Source organism: Moorena sp. SIO3I6 (assembly GCF_010672095.1).
Map to the genome: position 1 here is coordinate 1 of NZ_JAAHHU010000007.1, position 15,581 is coordinate 15,581.

16 protein-coding genes are annotated in these 15,581 nt (G+C 44.0%); 8 read left to right on the top strand and 8 right to left on the bottom strand.

All coding sequences use genetic code 11. From position 1 onward, the window contains the following. Positions 1-246 precede the first annotated feature (246 nt). Positions 247-462, bottom strand: a complete 216-nt coding sequence (locus tag F6K49_RS04730) for a hypothetical protein (protein ID WP_293094613.1) — start codon at positions 460-462, stop codon at positions 247-249. Between the two features lie 520 nt (positions 463-982). On the opposite strand from F6K49_RS04730, the gene F6K49_RS04735 reads away from it, so the two are divergent. Then, positions 983-1,735 carry a hypothetical protein gene (locus F6K49_RS04735; RefSeq protein WP_293094616.1) on the top strand — a complete coding sequence of 251 codons (753 nt, stop codon included), beginning with the start codon at positions 983-985 and terminating at the stop codon, positions 1,733-1,735. Between the two features lie 215 nt (positions 1,736-1,950). Here F6K49_RS04735 and pruA read toward each other — a convergent pair whose 3' ends face one another. Then, positions 1,951-5,268 (bottom strand): L-glutamate gamma-semialdehyde dehydrogenase, encoded by a 3,318-nt coding sequence (pruA, locus tag F6K49_RS04740; protein WP_293094619.1) that lies wholly within the window; start codon positions 5,266-5,268, stop codon positions 1,951-1,953. Between the two features lie 559 nt (positions 5,269-5,827). Here pruA and F6K49_RS04745 point away from each other — a divergent pair. The 3 genes from F6K49_RS04745 to F6K49_RS04755 all read left to right on the top strand — a co-directional run bounded on the left by F6K49_RS04745 (position 5,828) and on the right by F6K49_RS04755 (position 6,492). Then, positions 5,828-5,950 (top strand): hypothetical protein, encoded by a 123-nt coding sequence (locus tag F6K49_RS04745; RefSeq protein ID WP_293018682.1) that lies wholly within the window; start codon positions 5,828-5,830, stop codon positions 5,948-5,950. A gap of 138 nt (positions 5,951-6,088) precedes the next feature. Continuing rightward, positions 6,089-6,229, top strand: a complete 141-nt coding sequence (locus tag F6K49_RS04750; protein WP_293018684.1) for a hypothetical protein — start codon at positions 6,089-6,091, stop codon at positions 6,227-6,229. 59 nt (positions 6,230-6,288) lie between these two features. After that, positions 6,289-6,492: a DUF433 domain-containing protein gene (locus tag F6K49_RS04755; protein WP_293018686.1), complete on the top strand. Its 204-nt coding sequence runs from the start codon at positions 6,289-6,291 to the stop codon at positions 6,490-6,492. Here the strand turns inward: F6K49_RS04755 and F6K49_RS04760 are convergent. Further along, positions 6,470-6,598 carry a hypothetical protein gene (locus tag F6K49_RS04760; protein WP_293018688.1) on the bottom strand — a complete coding sequence of 43 codons (129 nt, stop codon included), beginning with the start codon at positions 6,596-6,598 and terminating at the stop codon, positions 6,470-6,472. The two genes, F6K49_RS04755 and F6K49_RS04760, sit on opposite strands and share 23 nt — an antisense overlap. A gap of 407 nt (positions 6,599-7,005) precedes the next feature. On the opposite strand from F6K49_RS04760, the gene F6K49_RS04765 reads away from it, so the two are divergent. Next, positions 7,006-7,209, top strand: coding sequence for a hypothetical protein (locus F6K49_RS04765; RefSeq protein ID WP_293018690.1), 204 nt, complete (start codon positions 7,006-7,008; stop codon positions 7,207-7,209). Then, positions 7,200-11,729 (top strand): NB-ARC domain-containing protein, encoded by a 4,530-nt coding sequence (locus F6K49_RS04770; RefSeq protein ID WP_293080110.1) that lies wholly within the window; start codon positions 7,200-7,202, stop codon positions 11,727-11,729. Before F6K49_RS04765 ends, F6K49_RS04770 begins: the two co-directional genes overlap by 10 nt. Positions 11,730-11,806: 77 nt before the next feature. Here F6K49_RS04770 and F6K49_RS04775 read toward each other — a convergent pair whose 3' ends face one another. The 3 genes from F6K49_RS04775 to F6K49_RS04785 form a co-directional block, all read right to left on the bottom strand. Beyond that, positions 11,807-12,061 (bottom strand): PIN domain-containing protein, encoded by a 255-nt coding sequence (locus F6K49_RS04775; RefSeq protein WP_293074004.1) that lies wholly within the window; start codon positions 12,059-12,061, stop codon positions 11,807-11,809. A gap of 133 nt (positions 12,062-12,194) precedes the next feature. Further along, entirely contained in the window at positions 12,195-12,431 is a 237-nt protein-coding gene (locus F6K49_RS04780) for a hypothetical protein (RefSeq protein WP_293073992.1), read from the bottom strand. A 144-nt stretch (positions 12,432-12,575) separates the two neighbouring features. Then, on the bottom strand, positions 12,576-12,821 hold the full coding sequence (locus F6K49_RS04785) for a hypothetical protein (RefSeq protein ID WP_293073995.1): 246 nt from the start codon (positions 12,819-12,821) through the stop codon (positions 12,576-12,578). Between the two features lie 331 nt (positions 12,822-13,152). Between F6K49_RS04785 and F6K49_RS04790 the strand changes: the two genes are divergently transcribed. Continuing rightward, a complete protein-coding gene (locus tag F6K49_RS04790; protein WP_293018699.1) occupies positions 13,153-13,290 on the top strand; it encodes a hypothetical protein in 138 nt (45 codons plus the stop codon). 35 nt (positions 13,291-13,325) lie between these two features. Beyond that, positions 13,326-14,375, top strand: a complete 1,050-nt coding sequence (locus F6K49_RS04795) for a glycosyltransferase family 1 protein (RefSeq protein ID WP_293018701.1) — start codon at positions 13,326-13,328, stop codon at positions 14,373-14,375. On the opposite strand, the gene F6K49_RS04800 is transcribed toward F6K49_RS04795, so the two are convergent. After that, positions 14,365-14,499, bottom strand: a complete 135-nt coding sequence (locus tag F6K49_RS04800; protein WP_293018703.1) for a hypothetical protein — start codon at positions 14,497-14,499, stop codon at positions 14,365-14,367. The two genes, F6K49_RS04795 and F6K49_RS04800, sit on opposite strands and share 11 nt — an antisense overlap. A 110-nt stretch (positions 14,500-14,609) precedes the next feature. Then, positions 14,610-15,368 (bottom strand): thioredoxin domain-containing protein, encoded by a 759-nt coding sequence (locus F6K49_RS04805; protein ID WP_293080102.1) that lies wholly within the window; start codon positions 15,366-15,368, stop codon positions 14,610-14,612. Positions 15,369-15,581: the final 213 nt, after the last annotated feature.

Below are 15,581 nucleotides of genomic sequence, written 5' to 3' on the forward strand. Positions count from 1 at the left end.
GAAAACCCATTCTAGAAGGTACCAATGACAATGGTTCCGTTTGATGAGGAGCCGTATGATGCGAAAGTATCACGTACGGTTTTGAAGACGAGTCGGTGGGGCGACTCACCGGCTTAGTTTAATTTTGACCTCTACTGTTCTTGGCTCCGGCCAGGTTCAGCAAGTTGGATCGTTGAGTGAAGAATCCCCGCGTCTTTAGACCGGGGAGTGTCAATTGAATGGAGTAGATCATAATCAGATACCCAATTACCAAGACAGAAATGTAGCGATTTCTGAAAGCGATGCAGCGCCTTCATGAAGGGAGGCAGTGCGGTCTTGGGGAGCCAGTGCGGTCTTGGGGAGGCAGCGCGGTCTTGGGGAGGCAGCGCGGTCTTGGGGGTCTCCCCCACTCGCTATTGCCGTGGTTCCCCCACTCGCTATTGCCGTGGTTCCCCCACTCGCTATTGCCGTGGTTCCCCCCATGAGCAACTGGCGTTCCACGGAGCAAACAGCGGTGCGGACGCAGGTTCCCTTTGAATTACCGTAAGGAGAGGGGAGTCTTTATAAGCGGCGTAATAATTTTAAGTTACATGAAATAAGGCTCCCCTGTCCAAGGTTCTGTCTTAACACGCAGCCCCTCCCCACTCGCTATTGCATCAAGACAGGGGAGACAAGGAAGGTTGGGTTAATTGTCAAACTAGCTACATTTTATGATTGACAAATCACTTTAGTTGTGATAATATTATTAACGTTATTTACTCCATCCTAAATAATTTGTCTTTACCCACATAGGCGTGAAACCGTTAATTGACTGGGCAAGACTCCAGCTCGATGCCCAAAATCCCAGGGTTAATGAAATAAATTATCAATAGATTGGGTCAAGGATGTAGCCAAATCTACGACGCAATTGACTACATTCTTCCGTTGACACTTCCAGAGCAAAATTGCCACAATCTCACCAGCTATTTCCAAAAATAGATCAAGTAGGGGGTAAACTACCCAAATGTTAATAATTGATCCAGAAAAGATTAATCAAGAGATTCAGTGGCTGGATGAATCTACAATTATTTTCCAAAATAAAATATTCACTAGAGGTTTTGATCTTTCCCCAAATGCTTATAAAAAATCCTTAAAGTTTTGTAGTTGCGAAATCTCTCAGGAATTTCGGCCTCTGTATTTAGTTTTAGAATATCCCCATTATCTGACAATTTGGATTGAGCAAAAAGAAAGAAGTTTAACCAACAAAGTTTTTAGTTCACCAATAAATAGTGATCAACCTAAATTCACTGATGTTTTATCACTAAGAACAGCTAGATCTGAAGCGGAAACTCCTAGACATCTTGATAGTGAAGAATCCAGAAATCATAACCAGTTTACTACGCCAGTTTTACCTGATTCACTCCCGGAAGATGTTTCAGCTTCCGAAGCTTCGATAGTAACTCAAAACCCCGGATACTGGTACAATTCGACAGAATCTGATTCCCCCGAAAATCCAAAAGTACCTACTGGTAATCTCGATCAGGAGAAAGTGGTTTCTGAGACAGCAGTCAGTGACCAGAACAATACACCAAAAGCTGAGGGCGACCTGAATCCTAGTGGTCAGCAAATTACTAAGCAATCTGTTAAACGGGTGTTTAAAAAAAAATATCGAGGGATTGTCTATGAAGTGGAAGCTATCTTAATCCAGTTACCGACCGATGCTCAAGGGTTTGTTATACAACGGCCTAAAAAGAAATATCGAGGAATTTCCTACTAAGTTCATAAGTAAGCGGTCAGCGGTCAGCGGTCAGCGGTCAGCTTAAAACAAACTTCATTTGGGAGAATTTAATATTGATAAATTAATGAGAATTGAAAGTCACCAGAAAAGTCTATCAGCTTTGTGGCACAGGCTTCGACGCTGTGACCTAACCAAAAGCTGATAGCTGATACGCGACACGCTGATACGTGACACGCTGATAGCTTACCTAGAAACTATTCCATGCCTTCAATGGGTGCAAAGCCTTGTCGCTGGATATTTTCAGTAATAGTACGGGGTTCGAGGAATTGTACTAGATAATCGGGACCTCCTGCTTTTGACCCTACTCCAGACATCTTGAAACCACCAAACGGTTGCCGTGATACAATGGAGCCGGTAATATTGCGGTTGATATATAGATTACCGACCTCAAACTCCGCTGAGGCTTGTTCTATATGGCATGGAGTACGAGAATATAAGCCTCCGGTGAGCCCATAGTTGGTACTGTTGGCAATATCAAGGGCTTCTTGGAAATTCTTTGCGGCCATTACGGCTACTACTGGACCAAAGATTTCTTCTTGGGCAATGGTGGCGTTGGGGGAGATATCTTTAAAGATAACTGGACCAATAAAGTATCCGGTGTCAGGTGCTGGCATTTCTAATGCTACGTTGGCTTCCTGACGTCCTTTTTCAAGGTACTCCCGAATGCGATCGCGTGCAGTAGCATCTATCACTGGACCAACCTGGGTACTGGGTGCTTCTGCTGCTCCAATATTAAGCGATCGCGTTGCTTCCACTAACCGTTTTAGGAAGTTATCATACACTGGCTCTAACACAATTACTCGGGAGCAAGCGGAACACTTTTGACCACTGTAGCCAAATGCTGATTTGACGACTCCAGCTACAGCTTGGTCGAGGTCAGCACTTTCATCTACGATAATTCCATTTTTACCTCCCATCTCCGCAATGACTCGCTTGAGATGTTTTTGACCTGGTTGCACAATGGCAGCATCGGCGTAGATACGACAACCGACTTCTTGGGAACCGGTAAAGGCAATTAGATGGACATCGGGATGCTTGACCATATGGGCACCGACGGTTGAGCCTTTGCCTGGAACGAATTGAAATACTCCTTTGGGTATCCCGGCTTCTACTAAAATTTCAGCTATTTTCGCGGCAATCACTGAGGAGTTTTCTGCGGGTTTGAGTAGAGTACAATTTCCGGCCACTAGGGCTGCTACAGTCATTCCTGTAGTAATGGCGATGGGGAAGTTCCAAGGAGAAATTACTAGGGCAATACCTCGGGGTTGATAGACATAGCGATTGGTTTCTCCAGCAATGTCGTAGTTATATCCATCCCTTAGCCGTTCCATCTCTGATGCGTAGTAATAACAGAAGTCAATCGCTTCGGAGACTTCTGCATCCGCTTCTCGTAATGGTTTACCAACTTCCAGACAGACCCATGCTGATAATTCAGCACGGCGTTGTTCCATCAAGTCTCCTGCTTTACGTAAAATACCAGCACGTTCGCTTACTGGTGTACGTCGCCAACTGGGAAATACTGCTTTAGCTTTCTCGATTGCTAATTCTGCTTGTTCTACAGAAATTAATCCAATTTTCCCGATCACGACCCTAGGGTTAGAGGGATTAACAGAATCTACTGTGTCTGTTGTAGGCTGATATTCCCCATTGATTAAGGGTAAATAGGTCTTACCTAGTTGTTGGCGAACGGTAAGTAAGGCTTGTTTAGCTTTTTCTCTGGCTTCTAGCTGAGCATAGTCTGTATTGGCAGCATTGGTGAATGGGTTAGTAGGTTGAAGGTTAGCAGGTTGTTCGCCTTTGGCGTTCCCGTAGGGTAGGTTAGAAGGTTGTTCGCCTTTGGCGTTCCCGTAGGGTAGGTTGGAAGGTTGTTCGCCTTTGGCGTTCCCGTAGGGTAGGTTGGAAGGTTGTTCGCCTTTGGCGTTCCCGTAGGGTAGGTTAGTAGGTTGTTCGCCTTTGGCGTTCCCGTAGGGTAGGTTAGTAGGTTGTTCGCCTTTGGCGTTCCCGTAGGGTAGGTTAGTAGGTTGTTCGCCTTTGGCGTTCCCGTAGGGTAGGTTTGAAGACGGTTGTGAACTTTCAACATTCAACTTTCCAACATTCAACGTGCCAACATTCAACGTGCCAACATTCAACTGTTCCTGTAACTGTTGTGGTGGTGCAATCAATTCCTCTACGGGTCTATCTTCTAAGCTTTGTCGTAGGAAGGAACTATTTGCGGTATTTTCCAATAGCCGCCGAATCAGGTAAGCCATTCCTGGTAGGAGCTCTCCATAGGGTGCATAAACCCTGACTCGATGACCCTGATTGACTAAGGCTTTGGCGAGTTGGTCTCCCATACCGTAGAGGACTTGCATCTCAAAGCAGCGACGGGGGATATTGAGATTTTCAGCAATTGCGATCGCATAAGCTTGGGAGCGCACGTTATGGGAACCAATAGCGCTATAAACATACTCGTGGTTTTCTAGCAGCAGTTGGGTGATACGCTCAAAATTGGCATCTGTGGCGGCTTTCTGGTTATATACTGGTTGGGGCCAATGGTTTTGGAGTGCTGTTATCGTCTCTTGGTCCCAATAGGCTCCTTTGACCAAGCGTATGGTTACTGGATTACCCCGCTGTTTTGCCCAGGCAATCAAGTCCTGACAATCTTGTTGTGACTCTCGCAGATAGGCTTGCATGGTAACACCGATATCGGTGCGAGAGCGAAACTCTTCTTCCATTAACAAGTCTTTGAGTATGGAGAAAGTAATGTCTTTGTACTCATACTGCTCCATATCAAAATGAACCGCCGCCCCCAATTCTTTGGCACGGCGGAGCAATTTGCGGATGCGATCGCACACCCGATTTTGGCTACCCTGAGGATCAAGAGAATCAAATTGAGAGTAGAATGCTGTCAGTTTAACCGATACTTGGACGAGTGGCAAGGATTTACCATCAGCAACATCAATTTCCTCTACCTTAGACCACTGTTTTGCTGCCTCAGTGAGTTGTTCGATCAGTTGCAGATAGCGGTCTAGGTAAGACTGAGCTTCTACTTCTGTAATTACGGCTTCTCCCAATAAGTCTAGGGTAAATGCCATCTTCTGGTTTCGCAGGCGTTTAATGGTTTTAAGGGCCTGGTTGAGATTTTCCCCAGCAATATACTTTTGGGCTAGGGTGGCTACAGCAGCAGATATGGTTTTGGCTGCCAGTTGTCCTGGTATGGAGTCGGGATTGGTGAAATTGAGCATTCCCTTCAGGGCAGCAGGCAGTTCTACTGACTCATCCCCTAGGTATTCTTGAAAGTGACGAGCAACTTCCGTTTGGCTACGCAGTGCCGGTAGGGTATCGATGAAGCGAAATAGCTGCACCCGTAGTCCTGGATTACTCATTGCCCAGGCTAGTAACTTATCATCCCACCGCATTTGGTCTCGCATTTGGGCAAGAAAGGAACCTTTCTCCCGAGTTGCGGCTAGAAGTTCTCTGGCAATTTCCTGAGTTTTGGCTTCGTAAGTGCTTTTGGGGATTTCTATAACCACCGGTGGTAGACTCCTGTTCTGGATGCTGGCAGTTTTTGATAAAACAATTATTATATTTTATTTTCTCTAGTTAAAGCAAGATTTGACTTGAGTCTTTAGAGGGATTTGAGGTAAGCATTCAGTTTTTATTCAAAATTAGCTCAAGTACCGTGGAATAGGCTTCTAGCCTGTGACATGTGGAATAGGCTTCTAGCCTGTGACATGTGGAATAGGCTTCTAGCCTGTGACATGTGGAATAGGCTTCTAGCCTGTGACATGTGGAATAGGCTTCTAGCCTGTGACATGTGGAATAGGCTTCTAGCTGATATAAAAGCCAGAATTAATGATCGTGATATTTTTGGCATCATAGAAGTAACTCCTATTTAGGTGGGAGGAAAACCGCGCTGGTGTGGATTAATGGTTATGACCAGCGCGGTTATTAGTATCGGTCGTCACTTTCTATACTATACATAACTACTCGAAAAAAAGCAAGGGGCAATTAAAAGTTTTTACATTTATTTACAACTAAAATTTTTAACAGGATTTATACTCAAATTTGTGTAGGATTTAGCTAGTTTTTTTGGGTTATAGCAATTGTAAATTAATTGTAATAATTTTTGTTTCCTGTTCCCTGTTACCTGTTCCCTTTTACTACTCCCTACTCCCTACTCCCTTTTTACATCAATCCTATGTTTACATTTAAACTCAAAATGCTATAGGATAGTATCAATCATCATTTACAGACTAGTTATGTTAACCCTTGATGAAATCGAAACAGCTATTCGACAATTACCGAACAGCGAGATTATAGAGCTGGCAGCCCGCTTACAAAATTATTTAGATGATGCGCGATAATAGGTGGGACCAGCAGCTAGAATCTGACCTAAAATCTGGAAAGCTAGACAAGCTTATTGCCAGAGCAGAAGCAGATATTGCTACCAATCAAGTTAAGGAGCTTAATGAAATCCTTGACGACACCTAATTTTTCGATAAATGCTATAAACTAGATTAACCATAAATCTAAGTAAACAACTAATCATCATGAATTGGAGAGAATACATTCATTCCAATCCCAACATTTTATTAGGGAAGCCAGTGGTTAAAGGCACTCGTTTATCCGTTGAGTTTATTTTAGGCTTGTTTGCTGCTGGTTGGACAGAGTTACAGATATTGGAAAGCTATCCAACACTAACTCCAGAATCAATTCGAGCAATCTTTGCCTTTACTGTTGAATGTATGCCATAGCAAAGGGAACAGGGAATAGGGAACAGGGAACAGAAGAAAAATATTGATGTAGGGTGGGCAGTGCCAAAGATAAATAACAGCAGCTGGCGATAGCATTAGTAAGCACTGCCCACCGGGCGAATCAATCACAAAGCGAGAATATTGATGTAGGGTGGGCAGTGCAAAAGATAGATAACAGCAGCTGGCGATAGCATTAGTAGGCACTGCCCACCCTACTAACTTTAAAATAGCGAATCAATCACAAAGCGAGAATATTGATGTGGGGTGGGCAGTGCAAAAGATAGATAACAGCAGCTGGCGATAGCATTAGTAGGCACTGCCCACCGGGCGAATCAATCACAAAGCGAGAATATTGATGTGGGGTGGGCAGTGCAAAAGATAGATAACAGTAGCTGGCGATAGCATTAGTAGGCACTGCCCACCCTACTAACTAACTCCCTAAAACCCAGACATTTTTACCTGACCGAATTGAAAACCTCTGTATACTGAAATTGTGAGTCATCTCCTTCAACAATGGAATTATTCGCTGCTGCCGTTTTCGCTATTGCTACTGTGCTCGCCACTAAAGCTATAGAAAAAACTGGGGGAAATGTCGGGCAAGTTGTCTGGGACAATACTAGCCAGTTTGTGGAATCTCTGAGAAACCAGTCTCCATATACAGTAACTGCGATCGCAAAAGCTCCAGACAATCTCTTGATTATGCCGAAGTGGTATTAGAAGTAGAAGCAGCAGCGAAACAAAATCCGGAAGTTGTCCAAAGTATCGAGCATTTAGTGACTACTAGTGAAAATTACAACATTGATAATATGAATAACCAAACTCGATTCAATCAAGCTCCCCCACTACCTCCTTATTATGTGGAACGCCCGGAAGTAAGCCAACGACTAAAACAAATCCTTTTATCCCAAGAAACCGCTAAAGCTGGCACGTTAGTTGTTAGTGCTATCTATGGTTTAGGAGGAATTGGAAAATCCACCTTAGCTGCAGCATTAGCCCATGACAAAGAGGTTCAATCCCATTTTACCGATGGGATTTTTTGGGCAACCTTAGGTCAGCAACCTGATATTTTATCTTTTCTAAGTAGCTGGATACAGCAATTAGGAGATTATGATTTTAAACCAATTAACACTGAGGCAGCTTCTTTACAACTAAAAACATTATTATCCGATAAAAAAGCCTTGCTAGTTGTCGATGATGTTTGGCATCCTGACCATGTTGAACCCTTTCGAGTGGCTGGGGATGGCTGTCGGCTTTTAGTAACTACCAGAGAAGCCCAGGTTAAAGATGCGATTCCCTATGATTTGGACGTGATGACTCCCAATGAATCCTTGGAGTTATTAGCGTCTTGTTTAACCAACGAGATAACTAATAAAAAATTAACTAATCAAGAACTCGAATATGCTGAAACCTTAGCCAAAACTGTCGGCTACTTACCCCTAGCATTAGAATTAGCTGCTGCCCAAGTTAGGGATGGCATCTCTTGGCAGGATTTACTGGATGAGTTACAAGATTTAATTATTGGTGTAGAAGCTTTGGATCGATTGAAAGCAGAGGAAGAGCCAAGTGACGCTAAGCGCAAAAACTATAGTCTAGTGGCTTCCTTTAATCTCAGTTTAAAGGGATTATTCGACGACGATAGATTTAAAAACTTTGCTTGGTTAGGGATACTGCCGGAGGATGTCACCATTACTGAGTCTATGGCGACTACCTTATGGGATTGTAATTTAGTTGAAGCCAAAGATACGTTAAGATACTTACGACAAAAAGCCTTATTACTACCAGGGGTCTCTACTACACCAGACACTAACTATCGCCTCCATGACTTGTTACATGATTTAGCCCGTAGTCTGGTACAATCAGAGCTAGGATTATCAATTACCGAAGCCCATCAACAATTATTAGAACGTTATCAAACTAAGACTGAAAAGGGATTATGGCATACCTTACCCGATGATGGTTACATCTATAATCACTTAATCTGGCATCTAGAGAAAGCAAAAAAAATTAATGACATTCATCAACTCCTGAAAGAAGAAACGCCAGCAGGAGATAACGGTTGGTATTGGCAGTGTGAGAGACAGGGAAAAACTGCTAATTTTATCAAGGATGTATCGAGAGCTTGGGCAATAGCAGCAGCTAATTTTACAGAAAATCCTACAGAATCGATTAGTCTACAGTGTCGGTATGCTCTGATTACTACATCCCTCAACAGCTTGGCTGGAAATATTGGTCCAGAGTTAATGGGAGCATTAGTTGAAAAAGAAATCTGGACCCCAGCTCAAGCACTAGCTTATGTGCGACAGAGCAAAGATTCTGAAAATAAAGCAGAAGGTTTGAAGGCAATTAGTGAGTATCTTCCCCCTTCTTTATTACCAGAAGCCTTAGACATTGCTAGAGCCATTCGGAATAGATACCATCGAGCTAATGCTTTAATCGGGTTAGCTCCCCACTTACCTCAAGGGTTGTTACCTCAAGCCTTAGATTGTGCTAGAGCCATTGCGAGTAAAGGCGAGCGACCTAATCCCCGAGCTAACGCCTTAATCGGTTTAGCTCCCCACTTACCTCAAGGGTTGTTACCCCAAGCCTTAGATTGTGCCAGAGAGACTAAGGCTGAATTCAACCGAGTCGATGTTTTAATCGCCTTAGTCCCCCACTTACCTCAAGGGTTGTTACCTCAAGCCTTAGATTGTGCCAGAGAGATTGGGGATGAATTCAACCGAGTCAATTTCTTAATCGGGTTAGCGCCCCACTTACCTCAAGGGTTGTTACCTCAAGCCTTAGATTGTGCCAGAGAGATTGGGGATGAAGAGGACCGAGCACAAGCCTTAATCGGCTTCGCCCCCTACTTACCTCAAGTGTTACCCGAAGCCTTAGATTGTGCTAGAGAGATTAAGCATGAATCCTACCGAGCTCATGTCTTAATCGACTTAGCCCCACACTTCCCGGAAGTATTACCAGAAGCCTTAGATTGTGCCAAAGCCATTCCTGATGGAAACCAGCGAACAAGAGCCTTAATTGACTTAGCCGCCCACTTCCCGGAAGTGTTACCAGAAGCCTTAGATTCCCTCAGAGCCCTTTGGAATGAAACATACCGAGTCAAGTCCTTTTGGGATGAAACATACCGAGTCGATGCCTTAAGAGCCTTAGTTGCCAACTTCCCGGAAGTGTTACCCGAAGCCTTAGATTTCGCCAGAGCAATTCGCGATGAAGCAGACCGAGTCGATGCCTTAGGAGCCTTAGCTGTTCACTTTCCGGAAGTGTTACCAGAAGCCTTAGATGGTGCGAGAGCCCTTGGGCATGAATATGACCACGCCGATACCTTAGAGGGTACAGACAAGCGAATCTATCTCTTTAAATTAAAATATAGCTTCTATATTAATGAGGAGCGACACGAGCGACGAGCAAAAGTCTTAAAAAACTTAGCCCCCTACTTACCGGAAGTATTCTTACCCCAAGCCTTAGAGGTTGCCAGTGGGGTTCGGGATGAATACTGGCGAGCCGATGCCTTAATTGCCTTAACTGTCAACTTCCCGGAAGTGTTACCAGAAGCCTTAGATGCTGCCAAAGCTATTCAGGATAAAGGAGACCGAGAGGAGGCCTTAAAGGAGTTAGCCTCTCATTTACCGGAAGTGTTGTTACACCAAGCCTTAGATTACGCCAGAGGCCTTGGGGATGAAGAAGACCGAGCCGAGGCTTTAATCCTCTTTGTCTTTGACTTACCGGAAGTGTTCTTAGACCAAGAAGTCTTACGTTACGTCCCAGGGATTGGCGATGAATACTTGCAACGCTATGCCTTAATCGGCTTAGCCCTCCACTTCCCCGAATTGTTACCAGAAGCCTTAGATTTCGCCAGAAACATTCCGGATCAAGACCAGCGAGCCCATGCCTCAATCACCTTAGCTCCCCACTTACCGGAAATGTCTAAATCTTTCCGAACCCAGGCCATAGAGGTTACCAGAACCATTCGGGATGAAAAGCAACGAGCCCAGACCTTAAGAGCCTTAGCCCCCCACTTACCTCAAGTGTTGTTACCCCAAGCCTTAGAAATTACCAGAGCTATTCGGAATGAATACCACCGAGTCCAGACCTTAAGAGCCTTAGCGCCCCACTTACCTCAAGTGTTGTTACCCCAAGCCTTAGAAATTACTAGAGCTCTTCCCAGATACGACCCACCAGTCAATGTCTTAATTGCCTTAGCCTCCCGCTTCCCCGAAGTGTTACCAGAAGCCTTAGATGCTACCAAAGCCATTCCGGATAAATCCTTCCAAGTCAAGACCTTAATCAGGTTAGCTCCCCACTTACCAAATGTGTTGTTACAGCAAGTTTTAGATTACACCAGAACCTTTGATTATCAATCCCTGCGAGTCGATGTCTTAATCGGCTTAGCTCCTCACTTACCCGATGTGTTGTTACGGCAAGTTTTACATGAAGCCAAAGGGATTGGGCATGAATACTACCTAACCAATACCTTAATCGCCTTAGCCCCCCACGTATCCGATGTGTTGTTACAGCAAGCCTTAGATTGTGCTAGAGCCCTTCGGGATGAATACTGCCGAGCTTTAGCCTTGGGAGCCTTAGTCCCTCACTTACCTGAACTGTTACCAAAAGCCTTAGATTGCGCCAGAGCGATTCGGAATCAATTCCACCGAGACCATGCCTTAATCCGTTTAGCTCCCCACTTACCCGAACTATTACCAGAAGCCTTAGATAGCATCAGAGCCATTCGGAGTCCATCCTCCCAAGCCTATGCCTTAATCCGCTTAGCCCCCCATTTTCCAGAAGTGTTACCAGAAGTCTTAGATTGTGTCAGAGCCGAGAATGACTACGAACGAGTCGATCTCTTAACTGACTTAGCCCCCCACTTACCGCCAGTGTTTTTAGGCCAAGCCTTAGATTGCGCCAGAGCCATTCGCTCTGATTATCAGCAAGGCAATGCCTTGGGGGGCTTAGAACCCTACTTACCGGAAGTGTTGTTACCAGAAGCCTTAAGTGTCGTCAGAACCCTGAATGGATTTTCCCAAACCTCTTTCTTAGAAAACTTGCTTAAGAAATTAAATCCTTCGTTGATTGATTTTTCTGGTTGGCAACAAATTCTTGATTGTTTAGCTAGTCTAAGCCGTCCCGATTTTCTTAACCATCTTCCTCAATTAGCTCCTTTAATCATCGAGCTTGGGAGTGTTGAAGCCCTAAGAGAAACGGTGGCAGCGGTTGATGATGTTAGCCGATGGTGGAAGTAGGGAGTAGGGAGTAGGGAGTAGGGAGTAGGGAGTAGGGAGTAGGCAATAGGCATGCTAGCAATAGTTTTCCATCAATGTTATGGATATTTCAATAGACTGAGTGCTGATATAAAGCGATAATCTCGTTGATTTTTACTGAGTAGAGGAATTTGATTTTCAATAGCGGTAGCAGCAATTAGAGCGTCTGGGATTAGGAGTCCATGACTGAGATAGTAACTACCCATCAACTGTTCGGCTTTGAGGGATATCTGAGGATTGAGTTGAATGATATAAAACTGCCTGAGGAATTTATCCAAAGAGTCTAATTCTTGTTTATTTCGACAACCAACAATTAATTATAGTTTAGTAATAATACTGATTTTCAATAGAGATGTTTTAGATTCTCTTACCAGGCGTTATTTAGCAATTGAGTCGTTATTGGCAAGATCAATCAAAATATCAGTGTCGATTAGAATTGCTTCCATTTTAGCCCTGCCAATGCTGTTGTCGAATTCTTCTCACCCATTCGCTACTATTTTGAGTATCTTGTCGATCACGACCCATACCAATAAAAGGTTGATTGTCTAATTCCAGAGGGTGAAGAGATGGCGTTTTTTTCGTTAAATACAGTTTTTTGAACACTTCAATGATATCGGCAATAATTTTTTGAGCATCTTCTGGTAGTTCTTGAATATCTTTTGTTAGTTGTTCTAGGTCACGCATAAGTCTTGGTTCGGGCGTAGTCAGTTAACTACTCTAATTTTACAGTATTTATCAATGGGCTGAGGTACTTGGTTTTAGGGAACAGCGAATAAAAGAACAGCAGATCTGGGAGTAGCGATGCCGCTTGTTTCCTCGCCCCTGCCGCTAAACCCGATAGCAGTTGTCAATTGGTTGAGGTACAAAACCCCATTGACAACTGCCTTGTGCTTTGGGTGCATCTCCTAAAAGCTGTTTGACCTGGTGGGTGGAATGGGCATCTTGTTGTGGAATGGGCATCTTGTTGTGGAATGGGCATCTTGTTGTGGAATGGGCATCTTGTTGTGGAATGGGCATCTTGTTGTGGAATGGGCATCTTGTTGTGGAATGGGCATCTTGTTGTGGAATGGGCATCTTGTTGTGGAATGGGCATCTTGTTGTGGAATGGGCATCTTGCCCGTTTCAATTTTCGGAGCGGACTGTCCCAAAATTGGCTACCGAGAAAATGAGGGCGAGCCCGTCCCTAAAGCACCCTACGCAACTTCTGCATTCTACATTCTGCATTCTTAATTCTACATTCTTCATTCTCCATTCTGCCTTACTGTTACTTCCACAAAATTTTAGGGAACTATCTAAGTATCACTTAGAGATTGCTTAATCTAGATTCCTTAATCAAGCCAAGCAAATCTCTCTAAGTAGGTAGGCATAATTATTACCGCTGTGACATATAAACCACAGTCAATCTTTGCTGGAAAAAGTTCTGATGGCTGGGTTTATTTTTTTTACCTACTTATCTCTGGTAACAGTTACCTACTCTCAAATAAACCTCTACTTTTTTGTCAATTACTGTCCACTGTTCCCTGTTCCCTGTTCCCTGAAATAAATCTAATCTTACCAATATAAGCTGCTATGAAAATAATGCACAATGGTCTCCAAGACCTACTCCTGATTAATTTTTACTCTCAGGAAATTAAGCTCGATTTTTTGTCCATTGAAATTCCTATCCCTGATTCCATCAAAAATTTTACTAACCTGTTTCCCTATAGGATAGGATTACACTTACGTCGGGAATATCGTCATATTGCTATGGGCATAAGGTCTTTGACGAGTGAAGAGCGTCAAGACTATGATGGACTTTTTCTCTTTGAAATTTATCTCCAAAATATCTATTTACTTCTCCCATTACTGGCATGGCATCGCAAACCCGTTTGGATTTGTCTTCACTGGAATCAACAATTAGCTATGCACAGTACTTTAAAGTTTTTGGGCTTAATGTACCTCAAGTTTTTCCTCAAGTATTTTAACCTTAAGGCAGTTTTATTTGAAATGGATGATGAGGTTTTACCCAAACGGTTTAGATTACCAGCGTCTGCCAAAGTAAAAATACCGATGCCAATCAGGAGCGATGCTTACCCCAATTTAAAGCCAGGAGAAAGGCTGCCTACCGATAAAAAAATTAAAATCGGTGTGGTTGGCATGATTCGTAAGGATAAGCCAATCGCTAAGATAATTGAAATCTTGAAAGACTATACTAAATTATCTGACCATAAATCTGAGCTAGTGCTTGGGGTACCATTTTGGCAGAAGCCTAAGGATTTAGATAACTTGGGAGTCAAAATGTATGATACAACTACTGAAAAACAATATCTTGATTTGTTAAATGAGGTAGATATTTTAGTAGCCCATTACGAAAAACATCGCTATTACTACCGTACCAGTGGTGTATTGAGTGATGCCGCTTGCTGTGGTTGCTATGTAATTACTTCTGATTATCCAGTACTCCGGCATCAAGTTAATTGGCCAGTCTCTGTGGGTTCAACCTTTAAAACCTTTGATGAAATCCCATCATTACTTGATGAAGCTATCTATTATATTCGGGAGCATGGTCAGGATAACCAGTGGCTTTGGCGAGAAAAAAGAACAGCGGAGGAAATAGCAACTGTTTTTAGCAAAGGGATTAGGGAATAGGGAGTAGGGAGTAGGGAGTAGGGAGTAGGGTGGGCAAAAACAGTGCGTAGGGTGCGTTAGGGGCGGACTTGCACTCATTTTCCGCTTCGTAGCCAGCGTTGCGATAGTCCGCCCCGTAACGCACCACCTAAGGGAATAGGGAATAGGGAGTAGGGAGTAGGGAGTAGGGTGGGCAAAAACAATTTGGTTCTTGTGACTATTCGAGATTAGATTAATTTGCCCACCCTACTTTATTTAGCGCACTCGTGCCAATATCGCTTCTATCTGTTCTAGGGGCACGGCACCAGAGAAGGCTTCACCATTCATAACAAAGAAAGGTGTGCCGCTCAGTCCCAATAGTTGTGCTAGCTGCATGTCTTCTGCAATGGCACTATCAGCTACGTTCCGGTCTCGGTTAAACTGTTCTAGGTCTAAATCTAGGGCTTCGGCAATGGCAAGATATAAATCTTCTCCTAATTGCTTTTGATTAGCGAAGAGAGCATCATGGTACTGCCAGAATTTGCCTTGTTGAGTGGCCGCCCAAGCTGCTTGAGCCGCTGGCAGGGCTTGGGGATGAATTCCGGTGAGGGGGAAGTGTTTGTAAACTAAGGTAACTTCATCCCCATGGTTTGCTATAAACTGGTTGACGGTGTCGTGAGCTCTGGCACAGAAGGGACACTGAAAGTCTGAGAATTCTACTAGCACAATTTTATCTTCAATGGAGCCAGTCGCGGGAGAGGAACCAATGAAGGCTTGGGGATTGGTTTTGAAGCCCTGCAAGATGGCTTGCTGTCGCTGCTGGCTTTCCCGTTCCAGTTGCTGCTGGTATCTCTGGACTGATTCTAGGATTACTTCTGGGTGGTTGCGGATTACTTCGAGTATTTGTTGTTCTAGTTCAGGAGTAATCTTGGCGGCTGCTGTGGCTGGCAGTGACCAGGCTGAGAAGCACAGGAGTAGTACTAATCCTGTGAGTGATAGGGCTTTCTGGAGAATGGTAAGGAGCTTAGTGACCATGATTTTCTTAAATGGAACCAAGGCATAGGGTATCTCAGATCAGGCAACATGGGCAACGGATTGGTATAGCGCTACGCGCAAGGCAATAGGCATGCTAGCAATAGGCAAAAGTTGCGTGGGAAAATGAAACAGGCAAGATGCCTGTTCCACCGCGCAAGATGCCCGTTACACCCACCGGGTCAAACAGCATGCATTGCGATTCACCCTCCAGAG

Excerpts from the sequence above, each read along its gene's own strand:
- F6K49_RS04755 (WP_293018686.1), top strand. The coding sequence starts at position 6,289 with ATGAATTGGAGAGAATACATTCATTCCAATCCCAACATTTTATTAGGG.
- F6K49_RS04750 (WP_293018684.1), top strand. The coding sequence starts at position 6,089 with ATGATGCGCGATAATAGGTGGGACCAGCAGCTAGAATCTGACCTAAAA.
- F6K49_RS04730 (WP_293094613.1), bottom strand. The coding sequence starts at position 462 with ATGGGGGGAACCACGGCAATAGCGAGTGGGGGAACCACGGCAATAGCG.
- F6K49_RS04785 (WP_293073995.1), bottom strand. The coding sequence starts at position 12,821 with ATGCCCATTCCACAACAAGATGCCCATTCCACAACAAGATGCCCATTC.
- F6K49_RS04735 (WP_293094616.1), top strand. The coding sequence starts at position 983 with ATGTTAATAATTGATCCAGAAAAGATTAATCAAGAGATTCAGTGGCTG.
- F6K49_RS04765 (WP_293018690.1), top strand. The coding sequence starts at position 7,006 with ATGGAATTATTCGCTGCTGCCGTTTTCGCTATTGCTACTGTGCTCGCC.
- F6K49_RS04805 (WP_293080102.1), bottom strand. The coding sequence starts at position 15,368 with ATGGTCACTAAGCTCCTTACCATTCTCCAGAAAGCCCTATCACTCACA.
- F6K49_RS04780 (WP_293073992.1), bottom strand. The coding sequence starts at position 12,431 with ATGCGTGACCTAGAACAACTAACAAAAGATATTCAAGAACTACCAGAA.
- F6K49_RS04795 (WP_293018701.1), top strand. The coding sequence starts at position 13,326 with ATGCACAATGGTCTCCAAGACCTACTCCTGATTAATTTTTACTCTCAG.